Source organism: Thiocapsa rosea (genome assembly GCF_003634315.1).
In the GTDB taxonomy this organism is placed as follows: domain Bacteria; phylum Pseudomonadota; class Gammaproteobacteria; order Chromatiales; family Chromatiaceae; genus Thiocapsa; species Thiocapsa rosea.
The window spans coordinates 1108206-1123976 of sequence record NZ_RBXL01000001.1; the positions used below are offsets into that span (position 1 = coordinate 1108206).

The window sequence follows — 15771 nt, forward strand, 5'->3', positions numbered from 1 at the left end:
CTCGCGCTGGACGCGGTTTAGGCTCAGTGCCCGCCGCCCTTGAGCGCGCTGTTCATCCCCTCGATCGTATCCTTGGCGTCGCCGAAGACCAGCGAGGTGTTCTCCTGATAGAAGAGGAGGTTGTCGACGCCCGAGTAGCCCGGACGCATGGAGCGCTTGAGGAAGTAGACCTGACGGGCCCGGCCGGCCTCGAGGATGGGCATGCCGTAGATGGGGCTCGTCTTGTCTTCCTTGGCCGCTGGATTGACGACGTCGTTCGCGCCGACGACCAGCACCACGTCGGTGCTCGGGAAGTCGGGGTTGATCTCGTCCATTTCGAGCACGCGATCGTAGGGGATGTCGGCCTCGGCGAGCAGCACGTTCATGTGTCCTGGCATGCGGCCTGCGACAGGATGGATCCCGAACTTCACCTCCACGCCGCGCGCTTCGAGCAGCTCCATCAACTCCTTGAGTGCGTGCTGGGCTTGAGCCACGGCCATGCCGTAGCCGGGGATGATGATGACGCGGTTGGCATCCTCCATCCAGTAGACGGCGTCTTCGACCGCGGCCGATTTCACACCCTTCTCGGCGGCGACTGCGCCCGCACTGTCCGACCCACTGCTATCGGAACCGAAACCGCCGAAGACGACGTTGATGATCGAGCGGTTCATCGCCTTGCACATTATGTAGGAAAGGATCGCGCCGGAGCAGCCGACCAGTGCGCCGACGATGATGAGCAGGTTGTTGTGCAAGGTGAAGCCGGTTGCGGCCGCGGCCCAACCCGAATAGCTGTTCAGCATCGAGATGATGACCGGCATGTCCGCCCCGCCGATCGGGATGATCAGGGTCACACCGAGGGTGAAGGCAAGCAGGGTCATGAGGGTCAGCGAGAGCAAGCTGCCGGTCATGGCGAAATGCACGGCTAGGGCGAGGGTCGCGATCCCCAAAAGCGCATTGAGCAGATGCTGGCCCATGAACTTGACCGGGCTGCCGCTGAGCAGACCTTGCAGCTTGCCGAAGGCGATGACCGAGCCGGTGAAGGTGATGGCGCCGATGACCACGCCGGCGGAGATCTCGCCCATCAGGAGCCCGTTCAGCTCGCCTGCGCTGCGCTTCGTCAGGAAAGTGCCGATGCCCACCAGCACAGCGGCCATGCCGACGAAGCTGTGCAAGGCCGCGACCAACTGCGGCATGGCCGTCATCTGGATGCGCAGGGCCACTTTGACGCCGATGACGGCGCCCACGGTCATCCCGACGATGATGAATCCGTAGGATTGGACCTGATCGCCCATCAGGGTCGCGACGACCGCGATCAGCATGCCGAGCATGCCGTAGAGATTGCCGCGCCGGGCGGATGCCGGATGGGTCAGGCCCTTCAGGGCCAGGATGAAGAGCACGGCGGAGACCAGATAGGCCACCGCCTGAAGATTAACCGAGAGCGTCATGACGGCGTGTCCTTACTTTTTCTTCTTGAACATCGAGAGCATCCGGTGTGTCACCAGGAAGCCGCCGAAGACATTGATCGACGCCAGGAGCACGCCGATGAAACCGATGAACCGGGTGAAGAGCCCCGCCTCGGGATCACCGGCAACGAGCAGGGCGCCGATCAGGACGATGCCGGAAATGGCGTTGGTGAGCGCCACCAGCGGGGTGTGCAGCGAGGGCGTGACGCCCCAGACCACCGAGTAGCCGATGAAGCAAGCCAGAATAAAGACATAGAGGGCAACGAGTGAGGGATCGAGTGCCTCGGGCATAGGGGTAACTCCGGTTGGACAGTGATCATCGGCGCGTCGCCGATGATCCGTGGTCAGTCATCGCAGAAAAGGCGATTGGGCCGCAAAGCGGCCTTTGCGGCCCGATGGTCTCGGACCGCGCTCAGGCCGCGGGCTTCACCAGCATAGCCGCCGTGATGTCGTCCTCGGCGAGGTCCTTGATGACCGGGCCGGACTCGCTCGGCGCGACCATGATCTCGATCAGATTGGCGAGGTTGCGGGCGTAAAAGGCGCTCGCGTCCGCCGGGACCAAGGCGGGGAAGTTGGTCAGACCGACGATGGTCACGCCGTGGCGCTCGACGATCTCGCCCGCGACGGTCAGTGGGCAGTTGCCGCCGTTGGCCGCGGCCAGATCGACGATGACGGAACCCGGTCGCATCCGTTTGACAACGTCTTCCGTGACCAGAACGGGCGCCGGACGACAGGGGATCAAGGCCGTGGTGATGATGATGTGGGCCTTGGCGAGCTGGTCGCTCAAGGCGGCTTGCTGCTTGGCCTTCGCCTCCTCGGAGAGCTCCTTGGCGTAACCGCCTTCGCCGGCACCGCTTTCACCCAGGTCCAGCTCGATCGGCTTGGCGCCCAGGGAGCGGATCTGCTCTTGGGTCTCGGGACGCACGTCATAGGCGTAGACATCGGCGCCGAGTCGGCGCGCGGTGGCGATCGCCTGCAGTCCCGCAACACCCACGCCCAAAACGATTAGACGCGCCGGCTTCGCTGAACCCGCGGAGGTCATCATCATGGGCAGAAAACGGCCGTAACGGGCCGCCGCCTCGAGGGTCGCGCGATACCCGGCGATGTTGCTCTGCGAGGACAGGGCATCCATGGACTGGGCGCGCGAGGTGCGCGGCATCCGCTCCATGCCCAGGACACGCATCCCTTTGGCGAGCATCGCCGAGAGGATCTCGTCGTCCCCGCAGCTCTCCAGCAGGCCGATATAGAGTCCGCCCGGACGCAGTGCCTCGACATCCGCCGTGTCGGGTCGACGGACCTTGAGCAGGAGGTCGACATCGAAGGCGCCGGCCCGGTCGGTCAGCTGCGCACCCGCCGCCGCGTAGTCGTCGTCGGGGTAGCCGGCACGCGCCCCGGCGCCCGCCTCGACCATCACCTCGAAACCCTTACCGATCAATTTCTTGACCACTTCCGGGATCGATGCCACGCGGGTCTCGCCGGAGGCGGTCTCCAAGGGAATTCCGATCTTCATCGCTCTATCGTCCTATCCGCAGGTCGGCCGCCCGCAAGCGGCAAAAACCCGCGCATTATCGGTGCGAGGGCCAGTCGCCGCAACCACCCGTGCACCGATCCGGGGCGCAGTCGGGCCAGGCAACAAACTACGCACCCTCAGCGCTCTCCGCTCCCGCGCAGCGCCTTGATGATGTGGGAGGAGATCTCCTCGATCGATTGACTGGTGGTGTTGAGTACCGGGATCTGGAGTCGCTTGTAGATCTGAGCCGCCATCCGGATGTCCTCCTGACAGCGCTCCAGCGACGCGTAGCCACTACCGGGGCGACGCTCCTCTCGGATCAGCTGCAGGCGCTGCGGATCGATCGTGAGGGCGAACAGCTTGTGGCGACAATCCCAAACCAACTGAGCAACGTCGCCGCGCTCGAAATCCTCCTCCGTGATCGGATAGTTGGCCGAGCGCAGTCCATAATGCATCGCGAGATAGAGACAGGTCGGCGTCTTGCCCGAACGCGAGACACCGATCAAAACGACGTCTGCACGATGAAAATTGTCCGGCCGGATCCCGTCGTCGTTGGCCATGGCGAAATTGATCGCCTCGATCCGCTTGGTGTAATAGCTCGGCTTGGTGATGGCGTGGCTACGCCCGGCTTTTCGGCTCGGCGGCACACCCAACTCCACCGAGAGCGGCTCGACAAAACCCTCGAAGAGTTCGACGTAATAGCAGTTGCCGCTTTGCAGGATCTCGCGGATCTCGTTGTTGAGCATGGTCGCAAAGACGACCGGGCGAACCCCGTCGCGATCGGCGGCCTCCTGCATCCGCTGCGTCAACGCCTTGGCGCGCAGGTCGGTGTTGATGTAGGGCATGTAGACCTGCTCGAAGTCGATGGTATCGAACTGCGACAGCAGGCTGTGGCCGAGCGTCTCGGCGGTGATGCCGGTGCTCTCTGAGACGAAGAAGACGGTGCGATTCATAGGCCCTGACAGAGTGATGCAAGTCAATGCAGTGTATATTGGAATTTGGTGATATAGAGAAACGCTGATCACCACAGCGTGCAGGCGTGACTGGGAGACCAGATACGCCGCACGCCCCGAGAACGGTTTCGGTCCGTATCGCGACCGATCTTCGCCGAGCCGGCTCGCCACCCGGCCGGTCCACCGACAGGCCGAGGAGCTTCCCGATGCCCAAGATCAACAACGACCACGCGCTGCGTGATGCCCTCAACGGACTCGACGCGCAGCAGCAACGCATTCTCGGCTCCCGCTTCGCCCAGCACGTCATTCATTTGAGCAAGGACGAGCGGGTCAACCGCGCCATCGAGGCCGGGATGCGCGATCAGGTCGCCCCCGGCGAGCTTGAAGACGCCTTCAAGGCGGCCAAGGCGTATGCCACCAAGACCTACACCGACTGCGGCAAGGACACCGACTGGCTGGCGCAGGCCGACCACTTCGTCGCCGCCTCCGCCGCAGCAGCCCTGACGCCCGACGCGCTCCTGAGCGAGAAACAAAACCGCGCATGGAAGGCCGCCATGCAGGCGCGCATGGCCGTCAACTGCACCCTCATCGAGGACGACGACGCACCCGAGACCTCCGAGGCCGAGCATCAGTACGCGCTGGCCGAGGCATTCTTGGGCTAAGTCCGCACGGCGGTCGGAGTGCCCGCAAGGGCATCCCGGCCCGCCGGGTCAAACCTGGACCCGATCGCCGTCCTGTGCCGCCAGGATCGCGTCATAGATCTCCCAAGCCGCAGCCGCCTCTTCTTCACTCATCCGACTGATCGCATGGCCCAGGTGGACCACCACATAGTCGCCGACGCCGATTGTGTCGTCCTGGAGCATGAAGAGATTGACCTCGCGCTCCGCACCTTTCGCCGTGCACCGGGCCAGGAAGCCGTCGACGGACTGGATCTGCATCGGGATACCGAGACACATGGACAAGCCCCCAAGGGAAGTCGATCATTGCACGGCAGGCTAAGCCGCACCGCGGACACCTGCAAGGACGCAGATCAAACGATCGTAAGATCAACCACTACTGGCAGAAGGTCGATCGCCGTGCAACCAACCACTCTCATCCTCGGCCTCGGCAATGTCCTCATGACCGACGAAGCGGTCGGCGCCGAGGTGGTCCGCCGACTGGAGCAGGAAAGCGCTCCGGACGCATCCCTCATGTGCATCGACGGCGGAACCTTGAGCTTCACGCTCGCCCTGCCGATCGGGGACTGTCCGCGACTGATCGTCGTCGATGCCGCGACGATGGGCGAGCCCCCCGGCAGCGTCAGAGTCTTCGAGGGCGAGGCGATGGATCGCCAACTCAGCGTCAACGCCAAGACCGTCCACGAGGTCAGTCTCTCAGACCTGATGGACATCGCACGCCTCACCGACACACTCCCGCTCCAGCGCGCCTTGGTCGGCATCGAGCCCGCGTTCGTCGGCTGGGGCGACCGGCTGACACCCTCGGTCGAGGCTGCGATTCCCGATGCGATCGCGCGGATCCGCTCGCTCCTCGATCGCTGGGACACTTGCCCCTGAAGTCCGGCAGATGCGTCGAGACCATTCGTGGTCGTCGTCGTGGTCGTAATCGTTGTCGTAATCGACCATCGATACGACGACAACGAAAATGATATCTGACGGCTTCGGAATCTCCGCACTGCTCCGCGTTCGCCTTCTCACAAGAATCCTTGATTTGTGTACGCTTTGGCTCTATCGTGCACGAGCACGCTGCGTCTACATGCGCGCCGCGCCATCGCCAACCCGCAAACGAGGATCTGCCTACATGCGACCCACGACGATTCGCTCTCTCTCGGCCTTTGCTCTTTCCGCAGTGGCCATGACCTTCGCGCTCAGCGGCTCGGTCTTCGCCGCATCTGCGTGCAAGGGCCTGGAAGAGACGGTGTGCACGACGACCGAGGCATGCCGCTGGCAAGCCGGTTATACACGGAAAGACGGAATCGAGGTCTCAAGCCACTGTCGCAGCACGGGGAGAGCGAAAGCGGCAGCCCCCGAGACGCCGGCCCCGGATGCGGCGGCCGCGGAGGATGTCGAGCAAACATCCTGACCGATTGTCCGGGAAGCTCCGGCGGCGCCGCGTCTTGCGGACGTGGGCCGTCGGGGCCGCTCGAACGGCACTCGGATTTCGCTCTGGACGGGGTTTAAACCGCGTCCAGAGCGAGATGCTCACTTTCGAGTGAGTTCGACGTTTGGTCCTTCCACGACCCTTAGCGGGGACGCGGTTTAGAATTGTATATTTTTAATACTTTAAACCGCGCCGGCTCCGACAACGATCGGAGTCGGCGCGGCCAAGTCAATCCGACAAACGACGCATACCGCGCTCGGCGCGGTTTAACGTTACCGATCTCCGATCGTCGGTTGATCCCGCGGCCCGGACGGATAATCGCCGAACTCTCCCGCCTTCACATGCAGGGCGTAGAGGACATCCTCGTCGGCGATATGATCGATCAACCAATCCTGGGTCATCTCCAAGGCCCGATCCGCGAGCTCCTGACCGGGACCGAAGGTGCGCAGGTCGTCTTCCAGCGCATCCAAGCGCCGCATGAAGGCAACATGTTGCCTCAGGTGCGCGTCGAGGTCCGGATAGTCGTGCTTGCGCATGAAGTCTTCTTCGGTGGAGAAATGAGTCTCGGCATAGGCCCGCATGAAGGCGACGGCCTCGATGACGCCGTTCTTGGCCTCGCGGTCCAGGATCGCTTCGTAGAGCTGATGCGAGGCAGCGAAGAAGCCTTGATGCTGTCGGTCGATCTCCTCGATGCCGATGCTGTAGATATCGGACCACTCTCTTAACATGAAGACCCCTGCGGAGTTGGAATCGGACTCACCTTCGCCGGGAGTCTAGCACAGGCCGGCTCGTCCTCTGAGCAGGCCCCTCTGCCCGGGCACCCCGACCTGGCCCGGTGCACCGCTTCGCACAACCCCCGACGCACCGACGGCGCAGCAGCACCGAACGCCGCCGCTCCGCAGCACTGCAGCAGGTCGCGCTTCAGAGCGAACCCCAAGACCCGCGCCGACGACGGAAACTCAGGTGCGGCAAAAACAAGCCGATCAGCACGCCGATGAGGATGACGCCGGCGCCGATCATGAACCAGCGCTGGTTGGTGCGGTTGCCGAGGTCGCGGTTGGCCTGCTCGAGGTCGGCACGCTCGCGCGTGAGCTCGCTGACCTGGATGCGCAGGCGCTCTCGGTCGCTGGTGATGTCGAGGATATTCGTGGAGGCATGGCGAATGGTGGCCAGCTCCTGCTCGAGCCGCAGCTTCTCGCGTTGCACGACCTGGAAATCGGCATCGAGCCGGTCGTACGCCTCCTGCAGCGCCCCGAGCCTCGCGGCCAGCGTGTCCGGCTCGCCCTGAAGCTCGACCAAGCGTTTCTCGAGCTCGATGACGCGATTGCGTGCAGCAGGCTCGTCTTGCAGCTCACGCTCGAGCACATAACCGACCGTTCCGTCCTCGGTACGCACGCGCGCATAGTCGGTTGCCTTGTTGACGCTGACGACCTCGACCGGCGTACCGCTCGGCAGCATGCGGATGATGCGATAACGGCTGCTCTCGCCCGTGCGCAAGGTGACCTCGAGCGAATCCGTGACATAGCGCGTCGCGGCGCATAGAGGCAGAATCTGAGCGGATTGGATGCTCAGGAGCAGGACAAAGAGGAATGCGGAACGTCTCACGGGGCATCCTCGGCGAGGCGTAGGTCTGACGTGAGCAGTCGCGCGACCGGGCCGAGCGGTCGCGTCGGGCAAGCGAAAACGGGAAGTTACACCAGCGGCTTGGCGCCTGTCACCCTTGTGGAAGCAGGGGAAGCAGGAGAAATTCCAGCAGCGCCTTTTGCGCGTGAAGACGGTTCTCGGCTTCATCCCAGACCACGGATCTGGGACCGTCGATCACGGAGGCGGAGACCTCCTCGCCACGGTGTGCCGGCAGACAATGCATGAAGAGTGCGTCGGGCGCGGTCCGCGACATGACGGCATCGTCCACTTGGAAGGGCGCGAACAATGCCTCGCGTTTCGCCTGCTCCTCTTCTTGACCCATGCTGGCCCAGACGTCGGTGACGATCAGATCGGCCCCCTCGGCGGCCTCCTGCGGATCGCGCAGGATGGTGCAACGCCCTTGGACAGCGGCGAGCAGATCGGCCTGCGGCTCGAACCCTTCCGGACAGGCCACCCTGAGCTCGAAATCGAACACCTGTGCGGCCTCCATGAAGGAGTGGCACATGTTGTTGCCGTCGCCGATCCAGGTCACCCGTCGACCGCGGATATCACCGCGATGCTCGTGATAGGTCTGCATGTCGGCCAAGAGCTGACAAGGATGCAAGCGATCGGTCAGGCCGTTGATGACGGGTACGCGCGAATGCGCCGCAAAACGCTCGACGATAGCGTGATCGAAGGTCCGGATCATCACCGCGTCGACCATGCGCGAGAGCACCCGTGCGCTGTCCTCGATCGGCTCGCCGCGTCCGAGCTGGGTGTCGCGCGGCGAGAGGAACAAGGCGTGACCGCCGAGCTGTACCATACCGACCTCGAAGGACACACGGGTGCGCGTCGAGGATTTCTCGAAGATCATCGCCAAGGTGCGGTTCGGAAACGGCCGATAGTCCTCGCCGGTTTTCAACATCCGCTTGAGCTCGGTCCCCCGCGCGATCAGCCTGCGGGCCTCCTCGGAACTCAGATCGAGCAGGGATAGAAAGTGTCGGCAATGTGTCTGATCAGCATCCATGGACATCGTCTCTTCCGCGGGGCACTGCTCAGGCATCGCTGAGCCAGCGCTTGATCAGGGCAGTCAGCCCTTCAAGGAGTCGGTCGGCCTCTGCACGGGCCAAGATCAGGGGCGGCAGAAGACGGATGACCCGATCCGCCGTCACGTTGATCAGCAGACCGGCCTCGAGCGCCTGCACGACCAGATCGGCACAGGGGCGATCCAGCTCGATCCCCAGCATCAAACCCCGCCCGCGCACCTCGACCACGCCCGGCACGCCGCTTAAGGCCGTACGAAAACCCTCGAGTAAATAGGCGCCTTGCTCGGCCGCGTTGGCGATCAGGTCCTCGTCGACGATCGTCTCGAGCACGGCGCGCGCCGCGCGACAGACCAGGGGATTGCCGCCGAACGTGGAGCCATGCGCACCCGGCCCGAAGACCTCGGCCGCGGCCCCGCGGGCAAGACAAGCACCGATCGGCACGCCATTGGCGAGACCCTTGGCGAGCGTGACCACGTCCGGGAAGGTCCCGCCGTGCTCATGCCCGAACCACCGGCCGGTACGCCCCATCCCGGTCTGAATCTCGTCGCAGATCAAGAGCCAACCGTGCCGATCGCACAATTCGCGCAGACGCTGCCCGTAGTCCGGTGCCGGGATGCGGATGCCGCCCTCGCCCTGGATGGGCTCGACCAGAATGGCCACGATGTTCGGACGATTGGCCGCCGCGGTCTCGATCGCCTCGACGTCGTCGTAAGGCACCCGCACGAAGCCCTGCACGAGCGGCTCGAAACCGGCTTGGACCTTACGATTGCCGGTTGCCGACAGGGTGGCGAGCGTGCGCCCGTGGAAGCTGTTCTCGGCGACCAGGATCGCGGGATTTTCGACCCCGCGCCGGTGAGCATAGAGACGTGCGATCTTGATCGCGGCCTCGTTGGCCTCCGCGCCGGAGTTGCCGAAGAAGACCCGGTCCATGCCGGACATCTCGGTCAGGATGGCGCCGAGGCGCTCCTGCTCGGTGATCCGGTACAGATTGGACGTATGCACCAACAGACCCGCTTGCTCGCAAAGCGCATCCCGAACCGCCGGGTGCGCATGCCCGAGCCCACACACCGCGATGCCCGAAAGAGCATCAAGGTACCGTCGGCCTTCCGTATCCCAAAGCCAAACGCCCTCGCCGCGCGCAAAGGCGACCGGCAAGCGTTTATAGGTGGCCATCAAGGGTTCGGTCATTACGGCAGACCCCGCTGCGTCTCCAAAAAACAAAAAAGGCGGTTCCTCCACTAGGGAAACCGCCTCTGCTCAAAGGCGAAGCCGGGGAATATAGCGCGAAAAGATCCTGAGCGACAAGAACCCGAGATATCTGATCCCCGACGAACCCGAGAAGACGCACGTTCGGCTGCAATCAAGAGGAGCCGACTCGATCGTCGGCCGATCTCCGAATGCATCGACATGGCGCTCCGAGTGGAACGTCAGAACAGACTCATGCGCTTCATCACACCGTCATGTTTAATCCGCCAGTGATAGATCGCGGCAGAGACATGAATCAGGATCAAACCCAGAATGACCCAACCGACAATCCCGTGAAGCTGGAACAGCGTCTTGCTCAGCTCCTTGTTCTCGGGGACCAGGCCGGGTAGGGTGAGGTCGAAAAACTGCACCGGAAAACCGCCGGTCGCCGTGCCCAGCCAACCCAAAACCGGCATCAGGATCAGGGCAACATAAAAGAGCGTATGCACGGTCAGACTGGCCGCACGCTCGAATCCGGTCAGAGGCGGTTGATAGACCGGAGACCGAAAAAGACGCTTGAGGCCAAGGCGCAGAAGCATCAGGGCAAGCAGCAGGATACCGAATGTCTTGTGGTAACCGTAGAGCTGATTGGTCATCTCCAATCCGACCAGATCCTTCAGCCCATCGAATCCGAGGGTACCCAAGAGGGACCCGACAGCGAGCAAACCCAAAACCAGCAGGGCAATCAACCAATGCAGGAGTCGCTGAGCATAGTTGTAACGAAGGGTCTCCATCCAATCCTCCGAAAGACATTGATGTGATTGATCACGTCGGCTGCGCTATGCTCCTTGCGCGCCAAAACGCCCAACCCCGGGCTATCCAACGCGGTTTCTTCCGGTCGCTTTCCAGCCATAAGGTAGTACCTGTGGGCACCGACACAACCATCAATCGGACGCGGACGTCTTGGGCTTTGGCCAAACAAGAACGCCGAGACACCACGACAAGACGGACATGATCCGAACCGACGACAACTCGACCTTCTCCGATCGCGCCCGCGCGGCCCTGCTCGCCCATGCGTGCGGCGACCGCTTCGGCGCCCCGCTCGAGTTCGTGAAGGATGCGAGCGTACGCACCCGCCCGGTCCACTTAGGCCATTGGACCGACGATACCCACATGTCGCTCTATCTGGGCGCGGCGATCTTGGATCATGGACCGGGTCCGCTCGAGCCCGATCGTTTCGGTACGCTGGTGGGCGAGGCGTTCGTGCGCTGGAGCCATGACCCTCTGACCCCATCGACCGCGCCGGGCGGTACCTGCCTGACCGGGACCGCCCGCTTCGAGCGAGACCGCGACTGGACCGCCAGCGGGGTGCGCGAGTCCGACGGCTGCGGGGCGGTGATGCGGATCGTGCCCTTGGCGCTGGCCTTTCGGGGCGAGGACCTGATCGATGCCGCGCGTATCTCGTCGCTGCTCACCCACGCCCATCCCAACGCGGTCGAAGCGGCCATCGCCGGGGCCTGGCTGGTCCGGGCGATCTTGGAGACGGGACGCTGGGACACGACGCTTGTCGAAGAGGCGATCCAAGGACTCGACGGGCCTTGGCATCAAGGCGGAGAGGTTGCCGCGAGCCTGCGCGCAGCACTGGCATGGGCGCGCCGCGGCGAGGACTGGCTCGACGAGGACGCCATCCCGCCGGGGGACGGCGGCTGGCGTTCCGGCAGTGCGCTGGGCCTCGCGGTGGGGGCAGCGCTGCGCTGGCCGGCCGATCTGGGTCTGGCGGTCGAGAAGGCCGCGCGAATCCGCGGTGATTCGGATTCGGTCGCCTGTCTCGCAGGCGCCCTGCTGGGCGCGGCGCTGGGCACGGGGGCGATCCCGACGTCGTGGCTCGACACCCTGCCGCAGCGCCCGGAGATTGCCGGGCTCGCGGATCGCCTGCTCGGGCTCGACGCATGAAGGCCACATACCCGCCGATGGCGGCGAGGAGGATGCGCTCGAGCAGGACGCGACCTCGCCAGCGCAACGACCGGAACGGGCGCGACACCGGGCCGACCTAAAGGCGTCCGAGCGCGCACGCCATCAGAAACCTCCGCCGGTACGAAAGCCGCCGCCGCTCCCGCCGCGCTTCCGGGCGCCGCTCGACCCACCCCTGCCGTCGGCGCGTCCGGCGCTCCCCCGGCCCAAACCGCCGAAGATGTCGCTCTGGCGACCCGCATCGCCGAGGTTGCCACTCCAGACGGTACCCCGACGGAAGGCGCCTGAGCCGAAACCCGGATCGGAGCGCTCCGGGCGAGAGCGCTGCTGCTCCTGCATGACCCGCCAGAGGTTGCGTCGGTCCAGGGCGCCGTTCAGGAACTGCCCCAGCATCATGGCGATCATGGCCTCGTTGCCGAACTGCGAGTCCGCACGATCGTAGCGGTTGCGTTGGAAGTCCTTCCGCAAGGCATCGACCTCGTCGAGACGCTGGCGATCCCGTGCGAGCGACTCCCGCAGCGTTTGCAGTGCTCCATCGAGTCGGCGCCGCTCGTCCTCGCGCTCCAACAAGCGGGCGACAATCAGGTCGTCGTCCGGGAAGGGGGTGGCGAGGGCCTCGCGACGCAGCTCAAGCAAGTCATCGCGCTGCAGCTCGGACGTCACCAGCTCCAGCGCCTTTGCGCTGTATTCGTCCTGCCCGGCGGCATAAAAGGCCTTGCGCACCTCGAGACCCTGCAGGTCGTTTTGCGCTTCGGCGAGACGCCTGTCGATGGCCTCGAGCGCCTCCTGTGCTTGGAGGATCTCTGCTTCGAGGGCCGGGATACCGTCCTCGACCCGTGCGGCTTCGTCGAGAGCCTTCAGGGCGGCAAGCTCGGCCTCGGCCGCGGCCGCGAGCGCCACGGCATGCTCGCGCAGGCGCTCGGGGATCTCGTTCAGGCGGGCATAGCTCGCGCTGGCGTCGGCATAGCCGATCAGGCCGGCAACCTTACCGTCGAGCCACCGCGTCAACGGCCACGCCTTGTAGCCGGGCAGGCCGTAGCGACGTTTCCACAGATACATGAAGAGCGGATCGTCTCGGTACGAGACGCCCTTTTCTTCGCGTTCCTGCTCGCTGCGGTCCGCCTTTTCGGCGGCGTGCGCGGCTTTGCGCTCGGACTCGGTCGCACGTTGGAGCCGCGCCTTGTAGGCGTCATCGCCGGCGAGCCGGGCCTGGGTCAGGGCCTGGGTCGCGTCCGCAGCCTGCACAGCCGCATCGACCTGCGCGGCCTGCTCGCTGCGCTCCGACTCCAGGGCACGGAGTGCGGAATCCGCAAATTCGATCTGCTCCTTCAGCAGCGTCAGCGCGGTCTCGCGTTGGGCCAAAAGCGCCGCGACCTGCCGCTCGGATTGGTCCAGGTGCGTCAACAACGTGGCGTCGGCAAGCATTCCGACGCGAAGCTGCGCGAGCGCCTTATAGTCTTCGAGCTGTCCCCGGCGTTGCGCCTGCAGTTGCTGCTCGGCGGTCTCCACCCGGGCCTCGACCGCAGCGACCCGAGCGCGTGCCTCGTCGACCGCCCGATCGATCTCCCCGAGGGCTTGTCTGCCGGACATCATGCGCGGTCTCCAGAGTGAGCGGCTTCTGCCGCGAAGATCACGCCCGGATGGCGCAACCGAGCCGCATCTCGACGTGTTCGTTCAGTCGCAGAACCAGGACTTACCATCGCGTGATGGCCCCGCCGGTCGTCGGCATATCGTATCGCGGAACCAGCTCGCCGCGAGCCTTGTAGCCGAAACGATCGCGGTCGACGATGCCGTCGTCCTGCTTGTCGCGTGCAACCGCGTTGAAGGTCTCCTCGTCCACGCGAAGACCCCAGATGGCCACGGTCTCGGTCTCGTGGGTCTCCTCGTTGCGGATCGGCACGGGGAGCACCCGCCCGGTCGGATCCACGGCCTCGACCAGAATGTAATAGTTGCGCGCACCCGTGTTGACGTCCGGCACTCGCCAGACACCGGTCTGCTCGCCCGGACGGTTGACGATGCGCAGGCTGTATTCCTGCCCCAAGGTCGTGCGGGCCGCCTCCAGCTCGCGCAGCGCTCGGCGAGCGCCTTCGGTGTCGTCGTTGCGCAACGCGGATTGACCCGCGCCGAGAAAACGCTCCAGCGTCTCGCGCACTTGGTCGTTCTCCGCCAGTGCAACCGCCTCGGTGTGGACACGCACCAAGTCGTCCGGCAAGTCGGCATCCGGAGCCACGAAGGAGACGTAATGGATGGCGGCGGCGAGAACCATGACGCCCAGAATGCCGCCGACCCATTTACCCCAGTTGCCGCGGCTGACATAGATCCGGGCAAGCCGGGTCGCGAGCGAACGGGGCGGCGGCGTGAAGGTGAAGCGCCCCTCGTGGAGGGCCGCCACACCCTGATCGATCACGTGGTCCGGCACATCGATCCCTTGGGCCGCGTAGATTTTGCGCAGACGCTCCTTGAGATCCTCCTCGCGGCCCAGGTCGTCGAGCTCGGTCTTGACGAGACGCTCGCGGCGTCTGAGCGTATCCACGACATCCATCGCGAGCATGACCTCGTCGAGCGGATGGCTGCTGCCTGCAACCGCGGCCTGCGCCGCCGCTGCGCCGACCGGCCGCACGCCGCTCTCGACGGGGGTCTCGCTGCTCATGCCTGAACCTGGAGAAGATCGAGACCCTTGCCCTCCTCGGCGAGGCGCGCGAGCTTGCGCTTGCCTTCCTCCACCGCCTCGCGGATCTCCTCGGCATTGCGGGTACTTTGTGCGCGCATCTCCTCGATGATCTCGTGCGATCGGGTCTGCCAAGTCACCACGGAGTCGACCAGCTTCTTGACCGCGTCGGCACGCACGGTCGGCCCGTAGCCCGCCCGAACCGCCGCTTCCTGAACCTTGCCGCCGATATCGGCCAGGACCTCGAGCGACTGGCTCACGCCCTCCTTCATCGCCTCCACCGTCTGTGTCCCCTCATGCAGCCCGAACATCCCGGTGAAGGATGCCGTGAGCGCCGTCAGCACGACCTCGTTGGTGCTGAAGAAGCTCACAGCTTGAGCATACACACGCTCCTTGGCGTTGGTCGTCTGGAGCAGGCGCGCCATGACCACCTCGGAGGTGTTGTAGGAGATGGTCAGATTGTCCGAGAGGTCCTTGGCGATCTGATAGCGTTTTTCTTCGAGCTGAAGGGCTCGCAACTGCTCGTCGCGGGCCAGCTCGAGGCGGGCGCGCTCGGCGGGCTCGCCCGAGGGATTCGCCTCCACCTGCGTCATGGCCTGCGCCAGCGCCGCCTTCGCGGCATCCAGCCGATCCTGTGCGGTCTCGAGCACTTCAAGCGCCAGCACCTCGGACTGCTTCAGGGCGCCGCGGAAGTCCTGATACGCCTCAAGGATCCGGTGCTCGCGCCGAATCTGGTCGTCGGTGGATGCGGTGACGTCCAGATAGCTCGTCTTGATCTTGTCGAAACGCGCGGCGATGTCGCCGCGCGTGACCTTCATCCAGACGTTGCTCATGCGCTCGAAGGTGTCGAGCTTACCGTCCTCGATTTGATCCACCATCATCTTGGCATCGTCGCGGATGCTGTTGAATGCCTTGGTGATGTCCTCGTAGCGACTGCCGATCTCCATCGCTTGGACCTGTCGGCGTACCACGTCGTTGAAGAGCGACGCCTGGCTGAGCGTCCGCGCAATGGCGGCGACGCGCCCTTCGTCCAGGGTCGAGATTTGGTTCAAGAGCGCGATGATCGGGTCGGCCTGCCGGTCGCCCTCGGTCGGGAGCAGGCCCAGGTCATGGAGGCCGTTCATGGCCTTGTCCAGATACTGCATGGGGGTCGCGCTCGCGACGGCAGCGGTCTCTGTGATGCTCATGGTTGTCCTCCGCAAGGCCGGGGCGGATCCGCCGGCCTTGGACTGTGGTGAAGGTCGTCGACGGCGCAGATGCGCAATGGATGGCCGGG

The 15771-nt window shown here is 64.6% G+C and carries 17 protein-coding genes; 4 read left to right on the forward strand and 13 right to left on the reverse strand.

Annotated elements, in window-relative coordinates; translation table 11 throughout:
* Nucleotides 1–23: 23 nt before the first annotated feature.
* The 4 genes from BDD21_RS05085 to ppsR all read right to left on the reverse strand — a co-directional run bounded on the left by BDD21_RS05085 (nt 24) and on the right by ppsR (nt 3905).
* Nucleotides 24–1424, reverse strand: coding sequence for an NAD(P)(+) transhydrogenase (Re/Si-specific) subunit beta (locus BDD21_RS05085; RefSeq protein ID WP_120796210.1), 1401 nt, complete (start codon nt 1422–1424; stop codon nt 24–26).
* Nucleotides 1425–1436: 12 nt separating this feature from the next.
* Nucleotides 1437–1733 carry a proton-translocating transhydrogenase family protein gene (locus tag BDD21_RS05090; protein WP_120796211.1) on the reverse strand — a complete coding sequence of 99 codons (297 nt, stop codon included), beginning with the start codon at nt 1731–1733 and terminating at the stop codon, nt 1437–1439.
* A 121-nt stretch (nt 1734–1854) separates the two neighbouring features.
* Complete coding sequence (locus BDD21_RS05095; protein ID WP_120796212.1) at nt 1855–2952, reverse strand: Re/Si-specific NAD(P)(+) transhydrogenase subunit alpha; 1098 nt, start codon at nt 2950–2952, stop codon at nt 1855–1857.
* Nucleotides 2953–3089: 137 nt separating this feature from the next.
* Nucleotides 3090–3905: a posphoenolpyruvate synthetase regulatory kinase/phosphorylase PpsR gene (ppsR, locus tag BDD21_RS05100; protein WP_120796213.1), complete on the reverse strand. Its 816-nt coding sequence runs from the start codon at nt 3903–3905 to the stop codon at nt 3090–3092.
* Nucleotides 3906–4111: 206 nt separating this feature from the next.
* Here ppsR and BDD21_RS05105 point away from each other — a divergent pair, with 206 nt between their 5' ends.
* Entirely contained in the window at nt 4112–4567 is a 456-nt protein-coding gene (locus BDD21_RS05105) for a hypothetical protein (protein ID WP_120796214.1), read from the forward strand.
* 48 nt (nt 4568–4615) lie between these two features.
* On the opposite strand, the gene BDD21_RS05110 is transcribed toward BDD21_RS05105, so the two are convergent.
* Nucleotides 4616–4861 carry a HypC/HybG/HupF family hydrogenase formation chaperone gene (locus BDD21_RS05110; RefSeq protein WP_120796215.1) on the reverse strand — a complete coding sequence of 82 codons (246 nt, stop codon included), beginning with the start codon at nt 4859–4861 and terminating at the stop codon, nt 4616–4618.
* A 120-nt stretch (nt 4862–4981) separates the two neighbouring features.
* Between BDD21_RS05110 and BDD21_RS05115 the strand changes: the two genes are divergently transcribed.
* Together BDD21_RS05115 and BDD21_RS05120 are read left to right on the forward strand one after the other, a co-directional pair.
* Complete coding sequence (locus tag BDD21_RS05115; protein ID WP_120796216.1) at nt 4982–5458, forward strand: HyaD/HybD family hydrogenase maturation endopeptidase; 477 nt, start codon at nt 4982–4984, stop codon at nt 5456–5458.
* 244 nt (nt 5459–5702) lie between these two features.
* Complete coding sequence (locus tag BDD21_RS05120; protein WP_120796217.1) at nt 5703–5984, forward strand: hypothetical protein; 282 nt, start codon at nt 5703–5705, stop codon at nt 5982–5984.
* A gap of 290 nt (nt 5985–6274) precedes the next feature.
* Here BDD21_RS05120 and BDD21_RS05125 read toward each other — a convergent pair whose 3' ends face one another.
* The 5 genes from BDD21_RS05125 to BDD21_RS05145 form a co-directional block, all read right to left on the reverse strand.
* A complete protein-coding gene (locus tag BDD21_RS05125) occupies nt 6275–6730 on the reverse strand; it encodes a bacteriohemerythrin (RefSeq protein WP_120796218.1) in 456 nt (151 codons plus the stop codon).
* Nucleotides 6731–6923: 193 nt separating this feature from the next.
* Entirely contained in the window at nt 6924–7607 is a 684-nt protein-coding gene (locus BDD21_RS05130) for a TIGR04211 family SH3 domain-containing protein (protein WP_120796219.1), read from the reverse strand.
* A 109-nt stretch (nt 7608–7716) separates the two neighbouring features.
* Entirely contained in the window at nt 7717–8652 is a 936-nt protein-coding gene (gene argF / locus BDD21_RS05135; RefSeq protein ID WP_120796220.1) for an ornithine carbamoyltransferase, read from the reverse strand.
* 28 nt (nt 8653–8680) lie between these two features.
* Nucleotides 8681–9859: an aspartate aminotransferase family protein gene (locus tag BDD21_RS05140; RefSeq protein ID WP_120796221.1), complete on the reverse strand. Its 1179-nt coding sequence runs from the start codon at nt 9857–9859 to the stop codon at nt 8681–8683.
* A 239-nt stretch (nt 9860–10098) separates the two neighbouring features.
* Nucleotides 10099–10650 carry a cytochrome b gene (locus BDD21_RS05145; protein ID WP_120796222.1) on the reverse strand — a complete coding sequence of 184 codons (552 nt, stop codon included), beginning with the start codon at nt 10648–10650 and terminating at the stop codon, nt 10099–10101.
* 217 nt (nt 10651–10867) lie between these two features.
* Between BDD21_RS05145 and BDD21_RS05150 the strand changes: the two genes are divergently transcribed.
* The gene (locus BDD21_RS05150) at nt 10868–11809 is read left to right on the forward strand and encodes an ADP-ribosylglycohydrolase family protein (protein ID WP_120796223.1); all 942 of its coding nucleotides are present in this window, start codon (nt 10868–10870) and stop codon (nt 11807–11809) included.
* A gap of 123 nt (nt 11810–11932) precedes the next feature.
* On the opposite strand, the gene BDD21_RS05155 is transcribed toward BDD21_RS05150, so the two are convergent.
* The 3 genes from BDD21_RS05155 to BDD21_RS05165 all read right to left on the reverse strand — a co-directional run bounded on the left by BDD21_RS05155 (nt 11933) and on the right by BDD21_RS05165 (nt 15682).
* Nucleotides 11933–13420: a coiled-coil domain-containing protein gene (locus BDD21_RS05155; RefSeq protein WP_120796224.1), complete on the reverse strand. Its 1488-nt coding sequence runs from the start codon at nt 13418–13420 to the stop codon at nt 11933–11935.
* Between the two features lie 100 nt (nt 13421–13520).
* Nucleotides 13521–14477: a DUF6384 family protein gene (locus BDD21_RS05160; RefSeq protein WP_120796225.1), complete on the reverse strand. Its 957-nt coding sequence runs from the start codon at nt 14475–14477 to the stop codon at nt 13521–13523.
* Nucleotides 14474–15682, reverse strand: a complete 1209-nt coding sequence (locus BDD21_RS05165; RefSeq protein ID WP_120796226.1) for a cell surface protein — start codon at nt 15680–15682, stop codon at nt 14474–14476. Before BDD21_RS05165 ends, BDD21_RS05160 begins: the two co-directional genes overlap by 4 nt.
* Between the last annotated feature and the right edge of the window lie 89 nt (nt 15683–15771).